The organism is Pseudophaeobacter sp. 1A16562, assembly GCF_041008785.1.
In the GTDB taxonomy this organism is placed as follows: Bacteria; Pseudomonadota; Alphaproteobacteria; order Rhodobacterales; family Rhodobacteraceae; genus Phycobacter; species Phycobacter gallaeciensis_A.
Genome location: NZ_JAXGFT010000018.1, coordinates 69,039 through 89,008 on the forward strand (window position 1 = coordinate 69,039; position 19,970 = coordinate 89,008).

General features: G+C 57.7%; 15 protein-coding genes and 4 pseudogenes. 13 read left to right on the forward strand and 6 right to left on the reverse strand.

Translation table 11 applies throughout. The features are described 5' to 3' along the window. On the forward strand, positions 1-1,110 hold the full coding sequence (locus SM764_RS19970; protein ID WP_368948821.1) for a hypothetical protein: 1,110 nt from the start codon (positions 1-3) through the stop codon (positions 1,108-1,110). A 46-nt stretch (positions 1,111-1,156) separates the two neighbouring features. Here the strand turns inward: SM764_RS19970 and SM764_RS19975 are convergent, their stop codons facing one another. Beyond that, entirely contained in the window at positions 1,157-2,125 is a 969-nt protein-coding gene (locus SM764_RS19975) for a sulfotransferase family protein (RefSeq protein WP_368948822.1), read from the reverse strand. A 36-nt stretch (positions 2,126-2,161) separates the two neighbouring features. Further along, positions 2,162-4,885, reverse strand: coding sequence for an amino acid adenylation domain-containing protein (locus SM764_RS19980; RefSeq protein WP_369002577.1), 2,724 nt, complete (start codon positions 4,883-4,885; stop codon positions 2,162-2,164). A 156-nt stretch (positions 4,886-5,041) separates the two neighbouring features. Here SM764_RS19980 and SM764_RS19985 point away from each other — a divergent pair, with 156 nt between their 5' ends. From SM764_RS19985 to glmS, 4 genes are all read left to right on the forward strand, one after another. After that, entirely contained in the window at positions 5,042-5,959 is a 918-nt protein-coding gene (locus SM764_RS19985; RefSeq protein WP_369002578.1) for a sulfotransferase, read from the forward strand. 80 nt (positions 5,960-6,039) lie between these two features. Then, a complete protein-coding gene (glf, locus tag SM764_RS19990; protein WP_369002579.1) occupies positions 6,040-7,212 on the forward strand; it encodes a UDP-galactopyranose mutase in 1,173 nt (390 codons plus the stop codon). A gap of 69 nt (positions 7,213-7,281) precedes the next feature. Next, positions 7,282-8,628: a bifunctional UDP-N-acetylglucosamine diphosphorylase/glucosamine-1-phosphate N-acetyltransferase GlmU gene (glmU, locus tag SM764_RS19995; RefSeq protein ID WP_368948826.1), complete on the forward strand. Its 1,347-nt coding sequence runs from the start codon at positions 7,282-7,284 to the stop codon at positions 8,626-8,628. Between the two features lie 18 nt (positions 8,629-8,646). Beyond that, the gene (gene glmS, locus SM764_RS20000) at positions 8,647-10,464 is read left to right on the forward strand and encodes a glutamine--fructose-6-phosphate transaminase (isomerizing) (RefSeq protein ID WP_368948827.1); all 1,818 of its coding nucleotides are present in this window, start codon (positions 8,647-8,649) and stop codon (positions 10,462-10,464) included. Here the strand turns inward: glmS and SM764_RS20005 are convergent. Beyond that, positions 10,465-10,595: pseudogene (locus tag SM764_RS20005) on the reverse strand (IS5/IS1182 family transposase); the annotation flags it as partial. Positions 10,596-10,738: 143 nt separating this feature from the next. Here SM764_RS20005 and SM764_RS20010 point away from each other — a divergent pair. Then, a complete protein-coding gene (locus SM764_RS20010) occupies positions 10,739-10,861 on the forward strand; it encodes a hypothetical protein (protein WP_368948828.1) in 123 nt (40 codons plus the stop codon). Between the two features lie 48 nt (positions 10,862-10,909). Next, on the forward strand, positions 10,910-11,083 hold the full coding sequence (tnpB, locus tag SM764_RS20015; RefSeq protein WP_368948829.1) for an IS66 family insertion sequence element accessory protein TnpB: 174 nt from the start codon (positions 10,910-10,912) through the stop codon (positions 11,081-11,083). 336 nt (positions 11,084-11,419) lie between these two features. On the opposite strand, the pseudogene SM764_RS20025 reads toward tnpB, so the two are convergent. Further along, positions 11,420-11,524: pseudogene (locus SM764_RS20025) on the reverse strand (integrase core domain-containing protein); the annotation flags it as partial. Between the two features lie 111 nt (positions 11,525-11,635). Between SM764_RS20025 and SM764_RS20030 the strand changes: the two are divergent. The 6 genes from SM764_RS20030 to SM764_RS20055 all read left to right on the forward strand — a co-directional run bounded on the left by SM764_RS20030 (position 11,636) and on the right by SM764_RS20055 (position 19,565). Beyond that, the gene (locus SM764_RS20030) at positions 11,636-12,949 is read left to right on the forward strand and encodes a nucleotide sugar dehydrogenase (protein ID WP_368948830.1); all 1,314 of its coding nucleotides are present in this window, start codon (positions 11,636-11,638) and stop codon (positions 12,947-12,949) included. A gap of 6 nt (positions 12,950-12,955) precedes the next feature. Continuing rightward, complete coding sequence (locus SM764_RS20035) at positions 12,956-13,903, forward strand: Gfo/Idh/MocA family protein (RefSeq protein WP_368948831.1); 948 nt, start codon at positions 12,956-12,958, stop codon at positions 13,901-13,903. Beyond that, entirely contained in the window at positions 13,900-14,487 is a 588-nt protein-coding gene (locus SM764_RS20040) for an acyltransferase (RefSeq protein ID WP_368948832.1), read from the forward strand. Before SM764_RS20035 ends, SM764_RS20040 begins: the two co-directional genes overlap by 4 nt. Beyond that, positions 14,484-15,593 carry a DegT/DnrJ/EryC1/StrS family aminotransferase gene (locus SM764_RS20045; protein ID WP_368948833.1) on the forward strand — a complete coding sequence of 370 codons (1,110 nt, stop codon included), beginning with the start codon at positions 14,484-14,486 and terminating at the stop codon, positions 15,591-15,593. Before SM764_RS20040 ends, SM764_RS20045 begins: the two co-directional genes overlap by 4 nt. 53 nt (positions 15,594-15,646) lie before the next feature. Next, a complete protein-coding gene (locus SM764_RS20050; RefSeq protein ID WP_368948834.1) occupies positions 15,647-17,407 on the forward strand; it encodes a glycosyltransferase family 4 protein in 1,761 nt (586 codons plus the stop codon). Positions 17,408-17,522: 115 nt separating this feature from the next. Continuing rightward, positions 17,523-19,565 (forward strand): glycosyltransferase family protein, encoded by a 2,043-nt coding sequence (locus SM764_RS20055; RefSeq protein ID WP_368948835.1) that lies wholly within the window; start codon positions 17,523-17,525, stop codon positions 19,563-19,565. Between the two features lie 98 nt (positions 19,566-19,663). Here SM764_RS20055 and SM764_RS20060 read toward each other — a convergent pair. Together SM764_RS20060 and SM764_RS22605 are read right to left on the reverse strand one after the other, a co-directional pair. Beyond that, a pseudogene (locus SM764_RS20060) lies at positions 19,664-19,843 on the reverse strand (integrase core domain-containing protein); the annotation flags it as partial. Further along, positions 19,834-19,927: pseudogene (locus tag SM764_RS22605) on the reverse strand (transposase); the annotation flags it as partial. The pseudogenes SM764_RS22605 and SM764_RS20060, both read right to left, overlap by 10 nt. Positions 19,928-19,970: the final 43 nt, after the last annotated feature.

The following is a 19,970-nucleotide window of genomic DNA, read 5'->3' on the forward strand; positions in this document are numbered from 1 at the left end:
ATGGTCAAGGAACTGATTATTCACCTGGGGGACACGAAAACGGGCTCCACGACGCTGCAAGGCGTGTTGCGGTCCGGATCCTACACCCTACCGGGCGCACAGCAGCTATTGTACCCGGGGCGGCACCTTAATCACAACTACCTAGCCCAGGGGTTGTACCGGAAAGAGAAAAAAGCCGGAAACACGAGACGTTTCAGGAAACTGCATCAGGCGCTGGAGAGCAGTGATACAGATTTTGCTGTGGTTTCGGCGGAGCATTTCCAGTTTGCCTCTCCGAGGCACCTGCAACAGGTGATCCAGGAGACACTCCCTGGGTATGAGCATAAAATCCGTCTGATCTCCTATGTTCGCCCCCATGCGGAAAAGCTGTTGTCCGCGTTTTCGGAACAGATAAAATTCGGGATGGTAAAAGGTGGGCTTCGGGGTTTCTTCAACCGGATGTCCGCACGGGGTACGCTGGATTATACGCCCCGGTTCCTGGAATGGAGGGATACCTTTGGCGATCGCTTCGAGCTGCGCCCTTTTGTCCGCCAGGAGCTGTTCCGTGAAGATATTTCGGCCGATTTTTTTCACTTTCTCACAGGAGAAGAAGGCACGGAACTGCAGGGTAAGACAGTCGACAACCCGGCGCTGACCGTGGGACAGATCGCGCTTTTGCAGCATGTGCATCACGTGTTTCGGTCCGAGGCTGCCAGGCAGGAGATCGACAGAAAGCTTATGCGGCGGGTCCTGACCGCATTGAGTCAGGCCGTGACGCAGGAAATCAAAAGAACAGGTATCGGCAAAGAGACTGGCCGCCTGCATATTCCCCGGAGCCTGATCGGAAAGGTCATTGATCGCTATCAGGAGGATGCGGCAGCACTGGACGCAGCCTTCTTCACAGGGATACCAATGACGGAGGCCTTGCAGGCGGCGCCGCAGAAACTGAGCGGGAAGAAACAATCCTTCAGTGCCGCAGATTACTTTGACACAGAGACACTGCTGGGGGTTGAGGCTCTGTCCGGCGCGCTCTCTGCCTTGGCGCTGCATACCCCGGAGCAGTTTCAGAAGAAGATGAAAGCGGCTTACAGACAGAACGGAAACAGAGGGTCGACAGGGTGGCGAGGCTAACCTTCCTGCTGAATGCCCCTGCCGGGACGCCTAGCTTAGCCTTCTGTCAGGTGTCTGGCGGGCCGTAGTCCAGAGGGGACAAAAGCGGTCTTGCCTGATAGCCGCCTTTATCCCCGGGGGAGCTGCGCGGCACGATGCGTCCCTTGGACGTGATCTTCATCTTGTCCAGCGGGTAACCGAACTGGTGCATCAGCCGCCCCAGCCGTTTTTCCACCAGCCTGATCTGCTGGGCGGGAAGCGCGTGGCGAAATTTGGCGAAATTTGTGGTCATGAGAGGCTTGGCGACATTCTGACGTTGCCGGTTGCTACCTGCCAGGGTGGTGGCCTCCTCGGTGCTGTGAAAGTCTAGCATCTCCGGCTCGAATGATTGGTCGAGAAAGAGGCACAGGCGCCGTAGAACAGCTTCGGCATCAATCAGCAGGTCTTCGTAGCGATGCAGAAAGACGCGTTCAGGCCCAAGGACGCCAAGCGCATGCAGGCCGCCCAGCTGGTCCTCTTTCCAGATCCGCAGCGCGTTCTTGGTGGTTCCGAATTTGTTTTTTGTGCCCTCTCTCAGGGCTGCAGCCGAGGCAAAATAGTCGCGGGGATCACGCACCTGAAAAATAAATTTTGCATCCGGAAAACACTCCAGAATGAAGAACAGCAGCTTGTGCAGGTTGTTCTCCTTGATGAAGACTCGTTTGCCTGCGGCTGCAGGCGTGGCGTCGATATAGAGAAACCGGGCCAGGCGATGCGGATCGATCTGATCCTGAGCAGAGAGCCAGGCGGCGGCGGCCTGCGCTTCTTTCTTTGTGCCGAGCAGTTTTTCCAGCCTTTTGGGGATCCTGTTACACATCCGCTGCCAGGCGACAGATTGGGTGTCACCGGCTAGGGTCTGGTGAAGATTAAGCAGGACATTCTGGCCAAAGTGAAACGGCGGCGGGGCATAAAACGCAGAATGGGCGCCCACGATACGGCTGATCAGGTTAGAGCCGGAACGTTCAGAGCAGATCAGGAAAACGGGGGGGTGTTGCATTTTTTTCTTTTCGTTGGGGCCGACGCAGGGAGCGGGTCAGCGAAATATGCGCCTGGCGATCTGGCGTGAAAAACTCTGTCGCCCGTGATAGTCATTCATATGGCTGATATTTTTAAAATCGGCCTGCTCCACCACAAAATCGGTGTCCAGCATGATGTCAATTCCGGTCTCGCGGACAGCCTGCTCCACCACGGCGCTGAAATGATTTTGGCCGCGGGCTCTTGCTGCGTTCAGGGCGCTTTGGCCCTCGGGGTGCTGGATGGGGTGGATCACTGCGGTGACGCGGTCGCTGACCTCCTGCAAAGCCCTGACGCCGCGGATCCAGGCAGCGACAGCCTTGTCGTCCATTTTTATCCCGCCCTCGAAAGCCTCGCAGATTTCCTTGGATCGCTTGCGTTCCCAGTTGGCTTGCGGGGCGACCTGCCCAGGGGTGTCCATCGGTGCGATGGCGCCGCCGGTGGCGGTGTCCCAGATGGTGTCTGCGTCATAGTATTTGCGCGGAACATTGCGAAACAGGCCAGCCTTGAAATCCTCCAGGATCTCGATGTCGCCTGCGGGGGGCATGATCGACAGCTGCATGATTTCCATTTCGATCACGGCATGGGCCAGACGACGCCCCTGGGCCTGCAGGGTGCCACGGATATATTCGCAGACTTCGGCGATGCCCTGGACGCTGAGCATGGCCATGCCAAGATTGGCAACTCGCACATCCTGCCCGGATGCGCAGGATTCGATGGTTTCCGGGCTGATCCCGCGCATGAAGCCGGAAGAGCCGACGCAGAGTACCAGCGGTTTTGGGGTGTCGGCGACGAACCCGGGGAATTTATCAAGCATATCCAGCGCCCGCATGGCGCGGTAGTGCAGGTTGCGTTTCAGTTCGGGGGCTTTCAGGCTGCCCGGGGCAGGAGGCTGAAAGCGGTCCGCTCCCTTCGGTGCCAGAGCGCGGCGTAGAAATGCCACCATCTGCCACAGGGACATTTGCGACAGCTCGGTTGCGGTCTCTTGGGTCAGCTCCAGTCCGAAATGCTTTTCCAGCCGCACGGTGAAATCGACGAACCCCATTGAATCCAGCCCGCCATCCATGAGGTTTTCGGCCTGTTCCAGTTCCTTGCGTGACAGGGCCGGGTTGATCTCCTGTGCAAACTGGATCAGCCGGTCATAGCGTTTCATCTTCTGTTTGGGGGCGGATTGCTGGTTCTGTTTCTCGAGACGCTTTAGAACGCGCTGGCCAATGGCGCCGCGGTCGACCTTGCCGCTGGCGTTCTTGGGGAATTGTGGCATGACCAGAACTCGGGTGGGGGTCATGTAGTCGGGCAGGTGCCCCTTGATGGCCGTGCGGATTTGGTGGCCGGGGCCGTCCCAGCCCTCGACCACGCCGACCAGCGATGTGGGGGTCGGGGATTTTAGCGGCATCGGCACCACCACGGCGTTGCAGCCGGCGGCGGTGGCGCGTAGCAGGGACTCGATTTCGCCCAGTTCTACCCGGTACCCGCGGATCTTAATCTGATTGTCGATGCGATCAATGAACTGAAGAGTGCCATCGGCCCCCACATCGACCCGGTCGCCGGTGCGGTAATGCACCCTGTCCTTGCCCGCGGGCCGCACAAAGGCCGCGGCGGTTTTTTCAGCATCTGCCACATAGCCATCAGCCACCTGCGGGCCAGTCACCAGCAATTCACCGCTTTCGCCGACACTGGCGGGGGTGCCATCCTCTTTCAGCACGAGGGTTTCCATGCCTGGAAGGGCGGTGCCGATCGGGACCAGGTTGAAACGGCCGCGAATTCTGTCAGGGTCGGCGGGCAGCACATAGCGGGTGCAGGCGATGGTGGCCTCGGTCGGGCCGTACCAGTTTTCCACCCGGTGGCCGGTGGCCCGGGCCCAGTCCTGCGCCAGATCGACCGGAAGGGCCTCACCGCAGAACAGGGACAAGCGCAGCTGATCCAGGGCGCCGGGGGTCAGCGCGCCCTGCTGGCGCATCTTCTGGCCAAGGCTCGGCACCGAGAACCAACAGGTGATACCCTGACGGCGGACATAGTCGGCCGGGGCCTCCAGATCCGCAGCCGAGGGCACGATCAGATGCGCGCCAGCCCGCCAGCAGACAAACATGTCATGGGCGCTCAGATCGAAGGTCAAGTCGAAGTTCTGCGACAGCCGGTCGACGGGGCCGTAATCGGCGACCTGGAAGGTGGCATCAAGATAGGCACCGAGGTTGCTGTGCCGGATCGCTACCCCCTTGGGCTGGCCGGTGCTGCCTGAGGTGAACAGCACATAGGCGTAGGGGTTGTCATGGATCCGCGCAGGCGGCGTACGCTCTTGGGGCAGGGCGCTGAGATCAATCTGCTGCGGCAGCGGCCCGTCGGCAGGTACGGCCAGGATGTCTTCCACGGCTGCGGCATCCTGCGCTTCATAAAGCACCGCCGAGGCGCAGGAGCGCTCCAGGATATAGCGGTTGCGTTCAGGCGGGAACTTTGGGTTCAGCGGCACATAGGCATGGCCACGCATCAGCACCCCCAGCACAGCGGCATAGATATCCGCACCGCGGCTGGCGTAGATCGCGGTGACTGGTTGTGTCTGTGCCGTTTCGGTGTCGGCAATGGCGGCTGCAATAGTCTGAACCCGGGCGTTTAGAACCGCGTAGCTGAGCGTTTTACCACCTGCGCTGAGGGCGGGCTGATCTGCGTAATGCAGGGCTGAAGCCCGGAAGTCGTCAGCCGCCTGCCATGTCCCATGAACTTGAGAACGCGGTTCAAGGTTTGCCATATTCGAAGAGTCCGCCAGCTGAAATTATCATTGAGCTTGTCCCAAAAACGCAGTCGTGAAACAAGGTGTAAATTATTGAGCCAGCCGCCACCGAGGCTTTTGCGGCTGGGGCAGGCGTGCAGGGAAAACACGATCCAGAATAGGACATATAAGCGGATGTCGATCAAAGTGTTTTATATTGCGGGAGCGGGACGATCGGGGTCGACGTTTTTGTCTCTGATGCTGTCCCAGCATGCGCAGACCTATAACATTGGCCAGATCCGCGACCTGCCTGAGGCCCGCAGGAGTGCGGCGCCCTGCAGTTGCCGCAGATCGGTGCCGGATTGTGCGTATTGGGGACCGGTGATCGCTCGGCTCGAGGCAGCCCATGGCCCGGATGCGCTGCAGGCGCTGCAGGCAGGAATGGCGGCGTTCGGCACGGCCTCCGGGGAGGCCCCCAACTGGCATGAGCCGCAGGTACGCGACAAACTGGCGCGGGAGAATGCAGAGTTTCTGACCCTGTTCGGTGATCTTTATGCGGCGGCGGCGGAGCAGGCAGGTGGGCGGATGCTCATCGACAGTTCGAAATCGGTGGACCTGTGTCTGGCGCTGAGCCTGTTGCCGCAGGTCGATCTGCATATCCTTAATCTGGTGCGCGATCCGCGCGCGGTGGCGGTCAGCTGGGCCAAGGTACTGAAACGTCCGAAGGTGCTGCGGGGACGGACCCGCAACTGGGCGGGCCGTCAGCGCCGTCTGAAACGGCTTGAGGCGCTGGATCCGGCGAAATTCATGCTGCTGCGCTATGAGGATCTCACGGTGGATCCGCAGCATTGGATGGGACGGATTCAGGACTGGGCCGGGGTGCCGCGGGATCTGACCCTGTTCACCGGCCCCGATACTGCGGATATTTCTTGGGAGGAGGCGCATCTCTTCCCGCCGGCCAATGCTACGGTTCTCAAAGAACGCAAGTCCAAGATCGAGATCCGTCCTGCCGAAAGCTGGAAGCAGGCCAAGAATGCCGATCTGCATGCCATGGCCGAAGAGGTGACCTTTCCCTTTGCGGAAATCCTTGGCTATAGCAGGGGACTTGGCTGAGGCGCGGTGCGGACGGGCTGTATTCCCTGTTTTACGGTGACAGGGTATCCCCTTAGAAATTTGATGCAGGAGGCAGGGTTATGTCAGCAGGAAAACTCCTTATGGTGGGCGCGGGCCTATCGGGTGCAGTGATCGGGCGGCATCTGGCCGAGGCGGGCTATGACATCACCGTGGTGGATGCGCGCGATCATATCGGGGGCAATTGCCACACCGAGCGGGATGCCGACACTGGTGTCATGGTGCATATCTACGGGCCACATATCTTCCACACTGACGATGCCGAGGTCTGGGACTATGTGAACACCTATGAGACCTTCCTGCCCTACAAGAACCGGGTAAAGACCACCTCGGTCGACCCAAAGGGCCAGCGCGGCGTCTTCTCGCTGCCGGTCAATCTCCACACCATCAACCAGTTCTTCGGCAAGACCCTGCGCCCGGAAGAGGCACACGCCTTCATCACCGAGGAACAGGCCGATACCTCGATCACCGATCCGCAGACCTTCGAAGAACAGGCGATGCGCTTTGTCGGCAAGGACCTTTATGAGGCCTTCTTCAAGGGCTACACGATCAAGCAATGGGGTGTGCAGCCGTCTGAACTGCCGGCCTCGATCCTGAAACGCCTGCCGGTGCGCTTCAACTACGACGACAACTATTTCTTCCACAAATTCCAAGGCATGCCGGAAAACGGCTATACCTCGATGATCGAGAAGATCCTCGACCATCCCAGCATCACCGTGAAGCTTTCGACCACATTCATCCGTGAGATGGCTGCGGAATATGACCACGTGTTCTATTCCGGACCGCTGGATGGGTATTTCGACTATGAACTGGGCCGCCTCGGCTATCGCACGCTAGATTTCGAACGTTTCACCCATGAGGGCGATTACCAGGGCTGCGCGGTGATGAACTACGGCGAGGAAGCGGTGCCCTATACCCGCATCACCGAGCACAAGCATTTCTCCCCCTGGGAGGAGCACGAGGGATCGGTGCTCTACCGCGAATTCTCCCGCAGCGCCGAGCCGGGCGATATCCCCTATTACCCGATCCGCCAGGTGAAGGAAAAAGCCCTCTTGGCCGATTACGTGAAACTGGCCGAACAGACATCAGGGGTTACTTTCGTGGGGCGTCTTGGCACCTATCGCTATCTCGACATGGATGTGACCATCCGCGAGGCGCTGGACACCGCGCGCGGCTTCCTTGAGACCGCCGAGGCGGGCAAGGCGGCTCCGGCCTTTGCCGTGGCACCGCTGTAGAGGTTCTCAGGCAGATCTGCCACGAGTGAGCGATCCACATTTCCTTCAGACCTAATATCAGGATTTATTATGGCACTGGCGATTGTTGTTTTGGCTGCCGGCCGCGGAACGCGGATGGTTTCAGCGCAGCCTAAAGTTCTGCACCCGATTGCAGGTCTTCCGATGCTGTTCCATGCGATGCGGGCAGCGTCTTCTCTGGAGCCCGAGCAGTTCATTGTCGTTGCGGGCTTTGGCGCACAGCAAACGGCTGATGCTGTGCAGGCGTATGCTCCTTATGCCAAAATTGTTATTCAGGACGAACAGCTTGGAACAGCCCATGCGGTCGATCAGGCACGTGGACTTCTGGCAGATTTTGAGGGCGATGTTATTGTTTTATTCGGGGATACTCCGTTCATTCGCCCTCATACGCTGGAGGCGATGCTTAAGGCGCGCCGTGCGGGGGCGGATTTTGTCGCCTTGGGGTTCGAACCTGAAGATCCGGGGCGCTATGGTCGTCTGGTCGTGGAAGAAGGGCGTTTGCGCCGGATTGTTGAAGCCAAAGACGCGACGGCTGAAGAGCTGAAAATCGGGCTATGCAATTCTGGGGTGGTCTGTGCGGACAGGAAAAACCTGTTTGAGTTGATCAGTCAAATTGGGTGCCATAATGCAGCTCAAGAATATTACCTTACAGATGTCGTGGAAAAAGCCAATGATGCGGGGCTTATTTGCTCGGTTGTGACCTGTGCGGAGGAAGAAACGCTTGGCATCAATTCACGGGCAGAGCTGGCGCGAGCTGAAGCGATTTTTCAGAACCGGGCGCGCCAGGCTGCAATGGCTGAAGGTGTGACATTGGTTGCGCCGGAAACTGTTTTTTTTGCGCCTGACACGCGGATGGCCCGGGATGTTCTGGTGGAGCCGCATGTGGTGTTCGGACCTGGGGTTCGATTGGATGAAGGTGCGGTGGTGCGCGCCTTTTCGCACCTAGAGGGATGCCGGATCCGTCGGGGGGCCGTGATTGGTCCTTATGCCCGTATCCGGCCTGGCAGCTCTATTGGTGAAGGGGCCAAGGTTGGTAATTTTGTGGAAACTAAAAACACCACGTTTGAGGCGGGTGCCAAGGCCAATCACCTGAGTTATCTGGGGGATGCGCATATTGGCGCTGCAGCCAATATCGGAGCGGGTACGATTACGTGCAACTATGATGGGGTGATGAAGCACCAAACCGAGGTCGGGGCGGGGGCCTTCATCGGAAGTAACAGTGCCTTGGTGGCGCCGGTGTCCGTTGGAGCCGGGGCCATTGTGGCTGCAGGGTCCGTGATTACTCATGAGGTGCCAAGCGATGCGCTGGCTCTATCGCGGGCGGATCAGAACAATAAGGCCGGCGGCGCAGACCGATTACGGCAGCGCCAGAGAAACCGAAAGACTGCAGTGAAATAATGCAAGGGACTACATAGCATGTGTGGAATCGTTGGTGTCTTGGGCCAGCATCAGGCAGCGCCTGTTTTGATCGAAGGATTGAAGCGGCTGGAGTATCGTGGCTATGACAGCGCGGGTATCGCAACCTTGAGTGGAGGTTGCTTGGACCGCCGTAGGGCAGTCGGAAAGCTGGCCAACTTGAGTGATCTGCTGGTGCATGAGCCTCTGGCTGGTACTGCGGGCATTGGTCATACGCGTTGGGCCACCCATGGTGGGCCGTCCTTGAAAAATGCCCACCCCCATGCCCGGGACCGGGTTGCGGTTGTCCATAACGGTATCATCGAAAATTATCGTGAGCTACGTGCTTTTCTGGCGGAGCATGGGCTGAAGGCGGAAACCGAGACCGATACCGAAACCCTGGCGATGCTGTGCGCGTATTATCTGCAGCAGGGGCTGGAGCCAGTGGCAGCTGCCCGTACGACCATCTCTCGACTGGAAGGGGCGTATGCGCTGTGTTTCCTGTTTGAAGGGGAAGAGGACCTGATTGTGGCCGCCCGCCACGGCAGCCCGCTGGCGATCGGCTGGGGCACAGGCGAGATGTTTATCGGATCAGATGCATTGGCGCTGGCACCGATGACCTCGCAAGTCACGTATCTGGAAGAGGGTGACATGGCAGTGGTAACCCGGGCAGGCTGTGACATTGAAGATGCCGAAGGTACTCCGGTAGACCGTGCCCGGAGCGAAATTGGGCAATCGGTTGCCGCTGTGGGAAAGGATGGCCATCGCCATTTCATGTCCAAAGAAATTGCGGAACAGCCTGGGGTTCTGGGCGCAGCTCTCCAGTACTATCTGGACGGTGGTGATGGGCAACGGGCTTTGGAGCAGATTGACTTCAGCCGTTTTGATCGGGTTGTGATGGTGGCTTGCGGGACTGCTTCTCTGGCTTGCCTGACTGCAAAATATTGGTTCGAGCAAATCGCCAACCTACCGGTCGAGGTCGATATCGCCTCAGAATTCCGTTACCGCGAACCGCCGGTGTCAGAGCGAACCCTAGCATTGTTTGTATCGCAGTCAGGGGAGACTGCCGACACATTGGCGGCGCTGCGTTACTGCGCGGGAAAGGCCGGTATGATCCTGTCTGTCGTTAACGTACCCGAAAGCTCAATCGCGCGCGAAAGTGGCGTGGCGCTGCCGATCATGGCGGGCCCGGAAATTGGTGTGGCCTCTACCAAGGCCTTTACCTGCCAGTTGGCGGTGCTAGCTGCTCTGGCGTTGGAAGCGGCACATCAGACCGGGGCCCAGCCGACAGGGTTGCTGGAGGACTATAAGGCGCAACTGCGCCATATGCCCAGCCAGGTCGCGGAGGCGCTGACCTGCGAGGCAGAGGTGCGTGGTGTGGCCGCGCAGCTTGCCCGTTTCAGCCACGCTCTGTTCCTTGGTCGCGGCGCGCTTTATCCGCTGGCACTGGAGGGAGCTCTGAAGTTGAAGGAGATCAGCTATATTCATGCCGAGGGCTATGCCAGCGGCGAGCTGAAGCATGGACCCATCGCCCTGATTGACGAGGAAATGCCGGTCGTGGTGCTGGCGCCGCATGATCAGCTCTTCGACAAGACGGTCTCCAATATGCAGGAGGTGATGGCGCGCAGCGGCAGAATTGTGATGGTGAGTGAGGCCAAGGGGCTTCAGGCGGCCGGGGAGGGGGTTTGGCAACAGATCCGCATGGCGCCGGTGCCTGGACCTTTTGCCGCCATCGCTTATGCGGTACCGTTGCAGTTATTGGCCTACCACACTGCGGTTGAGAAAGGCACCGACGTGGATCAACCCCGCAACCTGGCGAAATCAGTGACGGTGGAGTAGGCGCAGCCCGGCTTTGTCTTTCAACGCTTCTCTAACCAATCAGTGTCGTAGCCCCGGTCCCCGAGCAGCCAGTCGACATCCGGCAGGCTGCTCAGCAGCGTCCGTGCGCCGCTGACCTGACCGGCGGTGACGATCGGTCCCCGAACGCCATCGTGAGGCGCAGAGCCTGCGACCTCGGAGAGAACCATGACCCCGGACGGGCGCCGCACCCCGCCGCTTGACAAAGCCGCAAACAGAGAACGTCGTTACTGACGTGTCTTATGGGGAGTTTGTCATGCGCGGCGAGATCCTGGGCGTTGAACGGCGGCGGCGCTGGAGCGACGAGGAGAAGCTTGCGATCGTCACATCTGTGGGGATCGACGGGGGGCAACGGGCGGTGCCTTCGGTTTCCCAGTGATCTGGACGCAGGGGGGCTGACCAGGCTGATCCACGTAGTTGAGGCAGCATGATCGGCCCAGGAACCGGTGTCTGGGTGTATCTTGCCTGCGGCGTCACAGACATGTGCAAAGGTATCGGGGGGGCAGCCCTTGCCCAGGATGTTCTGCACCAGAAGCCCGCAGGAGGTGCCGTCTTTGCCTTCCGGGGCTGCCGCGGCGACCGGCCGAAGCTTTTGTATTGATGGTGTGGATACCTCACCCCACAACGGCATCGCAATGTGCCACTATGGTGATGTTCAAAAGCACCAGAATGGAGGAGGTATCCATGAAAGAGGTTACAATAACCGGTATCGACTTGGCAAAATCAGCTTTCCAGCTTCACGGAGCATCAGCATCCGGCGAGCCGGTCTTTCGCAAGAAATTATCGCGTGCTCAGGTTTTGAAGTTTCTGGGCACCTTGCCCTCATGCCTTGTTGCGATCGAGGCCTGTGCGTCGTCGCGTTGCTGGGGGCGTGAGATCACCAAATTGGGGTATGAGGTCAGGTGGCGTGCCCCCATCGGGTGGTCCGGTTTGATTGCTAGTGCATCGTTGGCCTCTGGTCCATTGGTACGATGCTTTCCGGCGTGGGTGGGCGGTAGCCCAGAGCGCTGTGCGGCCTGATCGTGTTGTAGTGGATGCGCCAATAGCTAAATTTCACCACCTTGACGGGTCTGCCCTAAGGCGGCATTACAGCACTGCAATCGGCCCAAAGGGCGTCTTTTAGACTATATGTACCGCAAATGGAGTGACTTATTTGCCTGACTTTATTGTGGAGTTTCAAGAAAAAATTGACAATCGGACGGCCGTTATTGGTATCATAGGTATGGGCTATGTCGGGCAGCCGCTGGCCCTGCGGTATACGGAAGTTGGCTTTAAAGTACTTGGCTTCGATATCGACCCGACAAAGGTTGCGGAGTTGAACGCAGGTCATTCTGCCATTGAGCATATCTCAGACGACCAGATTGCCGCTGCACGCGCTGCGGGGTTTGAGGGTACGGCAGATTTTTCCCGGATCTCCGAGGCGGATGCCCTGATTATCTGCGTGCCGACGCCGCTGAACAAATATCGTGAACCCGACCTGAGCTTCGTGACCAAAACCTGTGACGCCATCGTGCCATTCCTGCGCCCTGGTCAGGCCGTTTCCTTGGAAAGCACAACCTATCCCGGAACAACCGAAGAAGAGGTTGTGCCACGTATCACCGCAGCCGGGCTGGTCGTGGGCGAAACGGTCTTTGCGATCTATTCGCCTGAGCGAGAGGATCCTGGAAACAAGAATTTCGACACTCGTTCGATTCCCAAAGTGGTGGGCGGCCATACTTCGGCCTGTCTCGAAATTGGCCGCGCACTTTATGGCTGCGCTGTTGATCAGGTAGTTCCTGTCAGTTCGACCCGCGCTGCCGAGATGACGAAGCTGCTTGAGAACATTCACCGGGCCGTGAATATCGGTCTCGTCAACGAGATGAAGGTCGTGGCCGACCGCATGGACATAGATATCTTCGAGGTGATTGATGCAGCAAAGACCAAACCTTTTGGGTTTAGCGCCTATTACCCCGGTCCGGGCCTTGGCGGTCACTGTATTCCGATTGATCCATTCTATCTGACTTGGAAAGCACGCGAATACGGGCTGCATACCCGCTTCATCGAATTGGCTGGCGAAGTGAACCGCGCCATGCCGGAGTATGTGCTGGACAAGCTGGTCTCTGCACTGAACGAGCGGGGGCGCGCCCTGAAAGGTGCAAAGGTTCTGGTGCTCGGCATCGCCTACAAGAAGAACGTTGACGACATGCGTGAATCTCCTTCGGTCGAACTGATGGAACTTATCCGCGACAAGGGCGGCGTTCTGTCCTATTCAGATCCGCATGTGCCCGTCTTCCCAGAGATGCGTGAACACTGTTTCGATCTGACCTCTGTGGCGCTGACCCCAAATACAATTGCTGGATTCGACGCCGTGATTTTGGCAACTGACCACGACGGCTTCGCCTATGACATGATCCGCGATCATGCCCGGCTGATCATTGACAGTCGCGGTGTTTGGCGCGACTCTATCCCGAATATCGTAAAGGCTTGACCCCATATGAAGCGTTTTGCTCTGCTCGGCGCTGCCGGCTATATCGCGCCTCGGCACATGAAAGCTATCAAAGACACCGGCAATAGTATTGCCGCAGCGATGGATGTGAATGACTCTGTCGGCATCCTCGACAGTCATTTTCCTGATGCGCATTTTTTCACCCAGTTCGAGCAGTTCGACGCCCATATGGACGCAGAGCGCCGCGCCGGTCGCCCGCTTGATTATGTGGCGATAGCCTCGCCCAATTTCCTGCATGATGCGCATATGCGCTATGCGCTGCGCGTGGGCGCCGATGCGATCTGTGAAAAACCCCTGGTGCTGAATCCCGAAGATATCGACGGGCTAAAGGCGCTTGAGGCCGATACGGGGCGCAAGATCAACACGATCTTACAATTACGTCTGCATCCTGCGATCATAGCATTGCGGGATCGGATAGCCGCGAGCCCAAAAGACAGCAAGGCTGATGTGGATCTCACCTACATTACATCGCGTGGGAATTGGTATCTGAAAAGCTGGAAGGGTGCCGTCGAAAAATCGGGCGGCATTGCCACAAACATCGGGGTGCACTTTTTTGACATGCTACATTTCCTGTATGGAGAGCTGCAGCAGAACGTGGTGCACCTCAACACCCCGACAAAGGCTGCCGGATACCTTGAATACGAGCGCGCGCGGGTGCGCTGGTTTCTCTCGCTTGATATTAATGATGTCCCCGAGGCCGAGCGCGCTAAAGGCAAGCGTACCTTCCGCGCGGTTCTAGCCGATGGCGAGGATATCGAGTTTTCCGACGGTTTTACCGAATTACACACCCGAATCTATGAAGAAGTGCTGCAAGGTCGCGGTTTCGGTGTCGAGGAAAACCGGGTCGCCATCGAAACAGTCTCCCATATTCGCAATGCTCCCGTTGTGACTTCAGGCGAGCGACATCCCTTTGTGCTTTCCGGGAGAAAATCATGAGTGTAACCATTCATCCCTCGGCCATTGTCGATGAAGGAGCTCGGGTCGGAGAAGGCAGTCGGGTCTGGCATTTTGCCCATGTTTGTGGTGGTGCCCAGATTGGAAAAGATGTGTCGCTGGGACAGAATGTCTTCGTGGGCAACAAGGTGGTGATTGGGAACGGATGCAAAGTTCAGAACAACGTTTCGGTCTTTGATAACGTAACGTTGGAGGAGGGGGTGTTTTGCGGTCCTTCCATGGTCTTCACCAACGTTCACAACCCGCGCGCATTGGTCGAACGTAAAAACGAGTACCGCGACACGCTGATTAAACATGGCGCAACTCTGGGGGCGAACTGCACGGTGGTCTGCGGCACCACCATCGGTCAGTTCGCATTCATCGGAGCAGGGGCCGTCGTCTCACGTGACGTACCCGATTTTGCTCTGATGGTTGGTGTCCCGGCCCGGCAGATCGGTTGGATGAGCGCCTTTGGTGAAAGGTTGGATTTGCCCCTGACCGGTAACGCCGAGACCCGCTGTCGGCACACTGGGGATGTCTATAAGCTGTCGGGCGGCAGCGTTACGCGCGAGCAGGGCGAGCTGTGATACCTTTTATCGACCTCGCCGCCCAGCAGAACCGTTTGCGTGACAGGATTGAGGCAGGAATCGCCGACGTCCTGGCCCATGGGAAGTATATCCTTGGCCCCGAAGTCGCCGAGCTTGAAGAGAAACTTACCCTTTATACGGGAGCCTCGTATTGCATTACAGTTGCCAATGGTACTGATGCTTTACAGATCGCACTGATGGCGCTCGGCGTAGGGCCGGGGGACGAGGTGATTACGCCCGCATTCAGCTATATCGCCACCGCCGAGGCCGCGCGTGTGTTGGGTGCGAAAGCGGTCTACGTCGACATTTGCGCCGACAGCTACAATCTTGACCCTGCCCTCCTGGAAGGTGCGATCACGCCCCGAACCAAAGCGATTATTCCGGTTTCGCTTTATGGGCAATGTGCTGATTTCGATAGCATCAACGCAGTTGCGGATCGCCATAATATTCCGGTCATCGAAGATGCCGCGCAAAGCTTCGGAGGCAGTTACAATGGGCGCAAATCCTGCAATCTGTCGACCATCGGTTGTACCTCATTCTTCCCGTCGAAACCGCTGGGGTGCTACGGCGACGGGGGAGCGATCTTCACTTCGGATCCGGACCTGGCGACAGCGATCCGCCAGATTGCCCGTCATGGGCAGGAACGGCGTTATTACCATGTTCGCCTCGGCGTGAATTCACGGCTGGACACGCTTCAGGCGGCAATCTTGTTGCCCAAACTTGAAATTCTGGATGATGAGATTGTGGCCCGCCAAAGCGTGGCCCATCGTTATGATGCTGCTCTACACCAGTCCGTCCGGACCCCGCAGGTGGCTCAGCACAATGTCAGTGCCTGGGCCCAGTATACGGTTCGCATACAAAATCGCCCGGAGGTGCAAGCGATACTGAAAGAAGCGGGGGTCCCCACCGCGGTGCATTATCCGCTGCCGCTACACCTTCAGCCAGCGGTTGCAGATCCGGGTGCAAACGTTCCGGTCGGAAGCCAGGCTGCCGAAGAAGTGATGAGCTTGCCGATGCACCCTTACCTGGAACCGAGTCAGATCGACCTGATCACTGAAGTTCTGAAGAAAGCCCTGCAGGAGCGCACTTCGTCATTGGGGTCCTGAAAGGCGCTGACCATGACTGGCTATTTCAAATTGATCAAAACGCAGGAATGTTCATGCCTCCTCTCCTGAAAGTGACCGGAACTGACAGGGTAACTCAGGTCTTGTCTTGCCGTGTAAAGCCGCGTGAATATTATGCCATCACTCTTCAGTTTTGGTCTTATGAGGCTGAGGGTAGCAAAGAAAATGAGAAGGCCGGGCTTCTCATTTTTTCATTCTGTGACGCGGAGGGCAACGCTGTCGCGGCACCCGATACACTTCATAGAACCAGCGCTGGCGACGCGTTTCGATATATCAACCTAACAGAATCCCCCAATTTCACCGTTGGGCTCAGCATTCCAGCCCGGGCTGTCATGATGCGTCTGGAAATCCGCCCTTGGAAACACAGGAAATTTTCGGCTGAAATCCTAAAGGTGAAGCGGGTTTCCGGGGCTGCCACCAAAGCCGTGCCGAACCTGTTTTCGCGCCCGGAGTTGGCGATCATGGACTTCCCGAGCATGTCCCCCGCGGAAATGTCCAGACGCTTCTTCCTGGAAGCAATGATGGCCGAGCAGAATCGCAAGAAAAGAGACTTCCCGAAAGCGGCGGCGGCACCACCTTCACAGGCAGAACTGCACAGAAAGAGGGAGTACAGATTAGCACTCGATTATGTGGGACGTCGTGGGCCGAAAGGAAAGCGGCCGAGGCACCTTCTGATAGGGACCAGCTATCCAAGTTCGGATCAAGTGTATGCGAGCGCCTTTTTGCATAGCCGGGTAAAGGCCTATATGGCCGCCGACGCCGAGGTCGATGTCCTCAGCTTCGCCCGTTCGAACCGCTCGACTATCTGGCGTTACGAAGGCGTCGATGTTCTGTCTGGCTATGTGCATGAGTTGACAGCGATCCTGACAGCGGGGGACTACGATTCCGTCAGTATCCATTTCCTGCATCCGCATATGTGGAGCGTGCTTCAGAATTTCTTCGACCGACACAGGTTTCACCTGTTCGTGCATGGGCATGGAGCACGCGATTGGAGCCGTACCTTCGATCCGGCCCTGGGTTTGACGTCAGCTCATCAAGAAAAGGTAAGCTCCGACCTTTATCGCGACATGTGGCAAGCGATCCTGCGCGAACCGGGCTTTCCCGAAAGTTTCATCTTCGTATCAGACTGGATGCGCCAATGCGCCGAGGATGACATGTTGGTACATTTTCCAAGAAACCGATCACATGTCGTTCACAATCCGATCGACACCGATCTGTTCGCCTTCCAGAAAAAGCCGACCGAACATGCGCGCCGAATTCTGTTGATCCGCAATTTTGACAAGTATATTTATGCCACCGATATCGCAATCCGCTGCATGGAGGAACTGCGTCGGCGCCCTATTTGGGACAGCCTTGCTTTCACTGTCTATGGCCAGGGTCAAAACCTATGCATACTGCGGGATTTTTTCGGACGAGAACAGAATGTTACCATCCATGAGCGGTTTCTGACATCCGATCAAATCCGCGCGGCGCACAGGGACCACGGGATCATGCTGATTCCGAGCCGCCTAGATTCTCAGGGCGTCTCCCGGGACGAAGCTATGTCATCGGGCTTGGTGCCGGCAACCAATGCGGTCTGCGCCATTCCAGAGTTTGTCGATGACAGCTGTGCCATACTGGCGCCGTCCGAGGACCATATCGCTCTGGCCGATGGCATCGAACGCCTGACGAGCAATGCAGATTTGTTTCAAAGGATGTCGGCCGCCGCGGCCGCTCGGGTCCGTGCGCAGTCCAGCCTGGACGACATCATCCGCCAGGAGATGAACATCCTCGGGATTGGAGATCGCCTGCCGTGACATCCGGTCGATGTCAGCGCCAAGCCAGTCTTGCAATTTATATGGTTCAAATATGCTATCTCCAAATGCCCTCCTAGTCGCGGTCCACTCACATGAACCACTCGAGCAGGCGATAATGGATTCGCTTGTTCGCGACCACGAACAGCCGATCATTTTAGATACGAAAGGGGCGAGACTACGATGCCCCAGGCAGGGGAACTGGTCCAACCTTTTTCTCGGAGACGAGAGTCCCGATTATCTGCGCCAGCGCGAAATTCAATCTTTCCTGAAGGGTTGGAAACCTGCTCGGGTCCTTGCCATCGGTACTGATGCCGCCTTGAAGCTTGACCGGCTGGTACCGGGAGATATCGCCCCCCGCGATGTCCTCCTGAGCGTCGAGGATTTCAGCTTTTCCATACGCAATAACCCGAACAAGACCAAACGATTTAGAACTGTCTTGGAGCGTTTTCCGCGGCTGTTCTGCGAAGATCAGTATCAGTTCGTTCTAGCCTCCGACAAAGGTAGCGAGATTCCGCATTTCCTGCTCGACATTGATCCCCGGGAAGGGGCGGGCGTCTGTCTTGATCCGAGCGCCACTGGCATCGGGCTAATCCGAACTCCGGGTGTTCTCGATTCCCATTGTCACAGCGTGATGCAGGACGTGCGCCGGATGCTCCCGGAGCATTATGTCAGGGTGATCGATGAAGCGGATCTTTTCTCGGACGATGACATGGCCTGCGGCCGGAGTCTTGGCGATGTCCTCCAGGAGCAACTGGGGGATCTCGGAGCGCTTGTTTTCATGGGGTATAGCCGCAATACTCAGGTCCTGATGCGCGCCTTGGGGGATGAAGCACGGTTGCGATCAGTCGCAATGGACAACTTTCACTTGTGCAACATGGTTTGGGATATCAAGCAGGAGATTCCCCTCTGCCCAGCCTATGGGTTGATTGCGGCCTTGGCAGAACGGCTGCAGGCGCCTGTGAACCACGCGCCTTTTTCCGGCCACGGCTCCATCTTGGATCAGATCAGAAAAGCCGAGGCCAAGAATGCACCGGCTTTTTACGAAGATCTGCTTGCATTGAAACAGGATGGACCGCTGGATATCTATTTCAGCATTACCCCGGTCGAAACACATTCCCGCGGGGCCCGCGCCCAGCGAGTACGCAACATGTTGCAGGCATTGGGTGAAAATGGGCGTGCTGTGATTGACGTCAGCACGGCAAGTGGCGTTTTAGAGCGACGCATCAAGCTTCTCGCATCAGAGATTGCAAGGGGCCGTGCTTTAGGCATTTTCTACGGTGAAAATTCAACCGCCCCACTGGATAGCATCACAACTTTGTCGCGGCTTTCCGCCCTGATCCGCATGGTCCGGGACCAAGGGGGCAAGACGGGTTGGTTCATCCGCGACCTGCATTTTATGGACGCGGACACCTGGACCTCCGGAAATGAACGCGACCTTATTGACCGGGCACAGTTGGAATTTTCGACTCTGAGCGAACAGATGGATATTTTCTATGCGCCGACAGACCAGTCCGCGGCGCAGTTCCGCAGTCACTTGCCGCAGCAAGCCCGCCCTCAGACAGAATGGAAGGCCTTGCCCCCCGGAATGCCACCGTTGACAGCACCACCGATATGGACGGGATCCAGTTCCGCGATCAGCTTCCTCTATACCGGCGGGCTTGGCGCTATCTACAGAATGGACACCTATCTCGATGCCGTGCGGGCGTTGCAGACAGAGACAGATGTCACTTTCGATTTCGTCGTGCGTGCACCGGAAAAGCATCATCTAGACGAGGTCGCTGCGCTGAGTCCCAGGATCCGCATCATCACTGAGGATTTTGATCACTATCGTAGTCAGGCTCGACAGGTCGTGGGGGTTTCGCTTTTGGATACGGCCTATGCAGAGGCCGCCTTCCCGCTGAAGGTTGTGAACTATGCCGCCAGAAGCGTTCCAATCCTGTGTTTCGAAGGTAGCGCATATGGTCAATTCCTGAAAACATACGAAATCGGCTGGGAATTGAAGCGCCGGCCCGGCGCCACTGCCGAGATGATGCAAGAACTGATTGCACAGGCCCGGGAAGGAAAATCGCTCGTTCCACAGGAAAATTTCCGGCGTGCCTGGGAAGACAACGCGTGGCAAAAACGCGCGCAACAGGTTTTGAAGCAGCTCAGTGCCTAGCTTGCGCGCCTATTGCGGCCTGTGCGCCGCTGAAATGATGGGAGAGTATCGAAAGTGAACAGCCATACTCAATGACCTGCCCCCCGGCGGTCCCTCGTTTATAACGAGAGTCTGCGGGTTTGATTTTGATACTCATGGGTTTCGGTTTGGGCAAGCGCGCCGGACGCTTGAGCAATTTGAGGGCTCCGCGCCCGGCGCGCTTCGGCCGGTGTTTTGTTCCCGAGCGATGAGTGCGGCCTGACGGTGTTGTAATCGTTACGCCAGAGCGCCAGCTTCCGGCAGAACTCCTTGGCCCCGATGCCAGCTTGGTGCTCCTTCAAGATGCCAATGATCTGTTCTTCGCTGAATCGGCTCTTCCGCATCGTTTGTCTCCTCGTTTGGAGAACAGGCTAACTTCAAACCGCG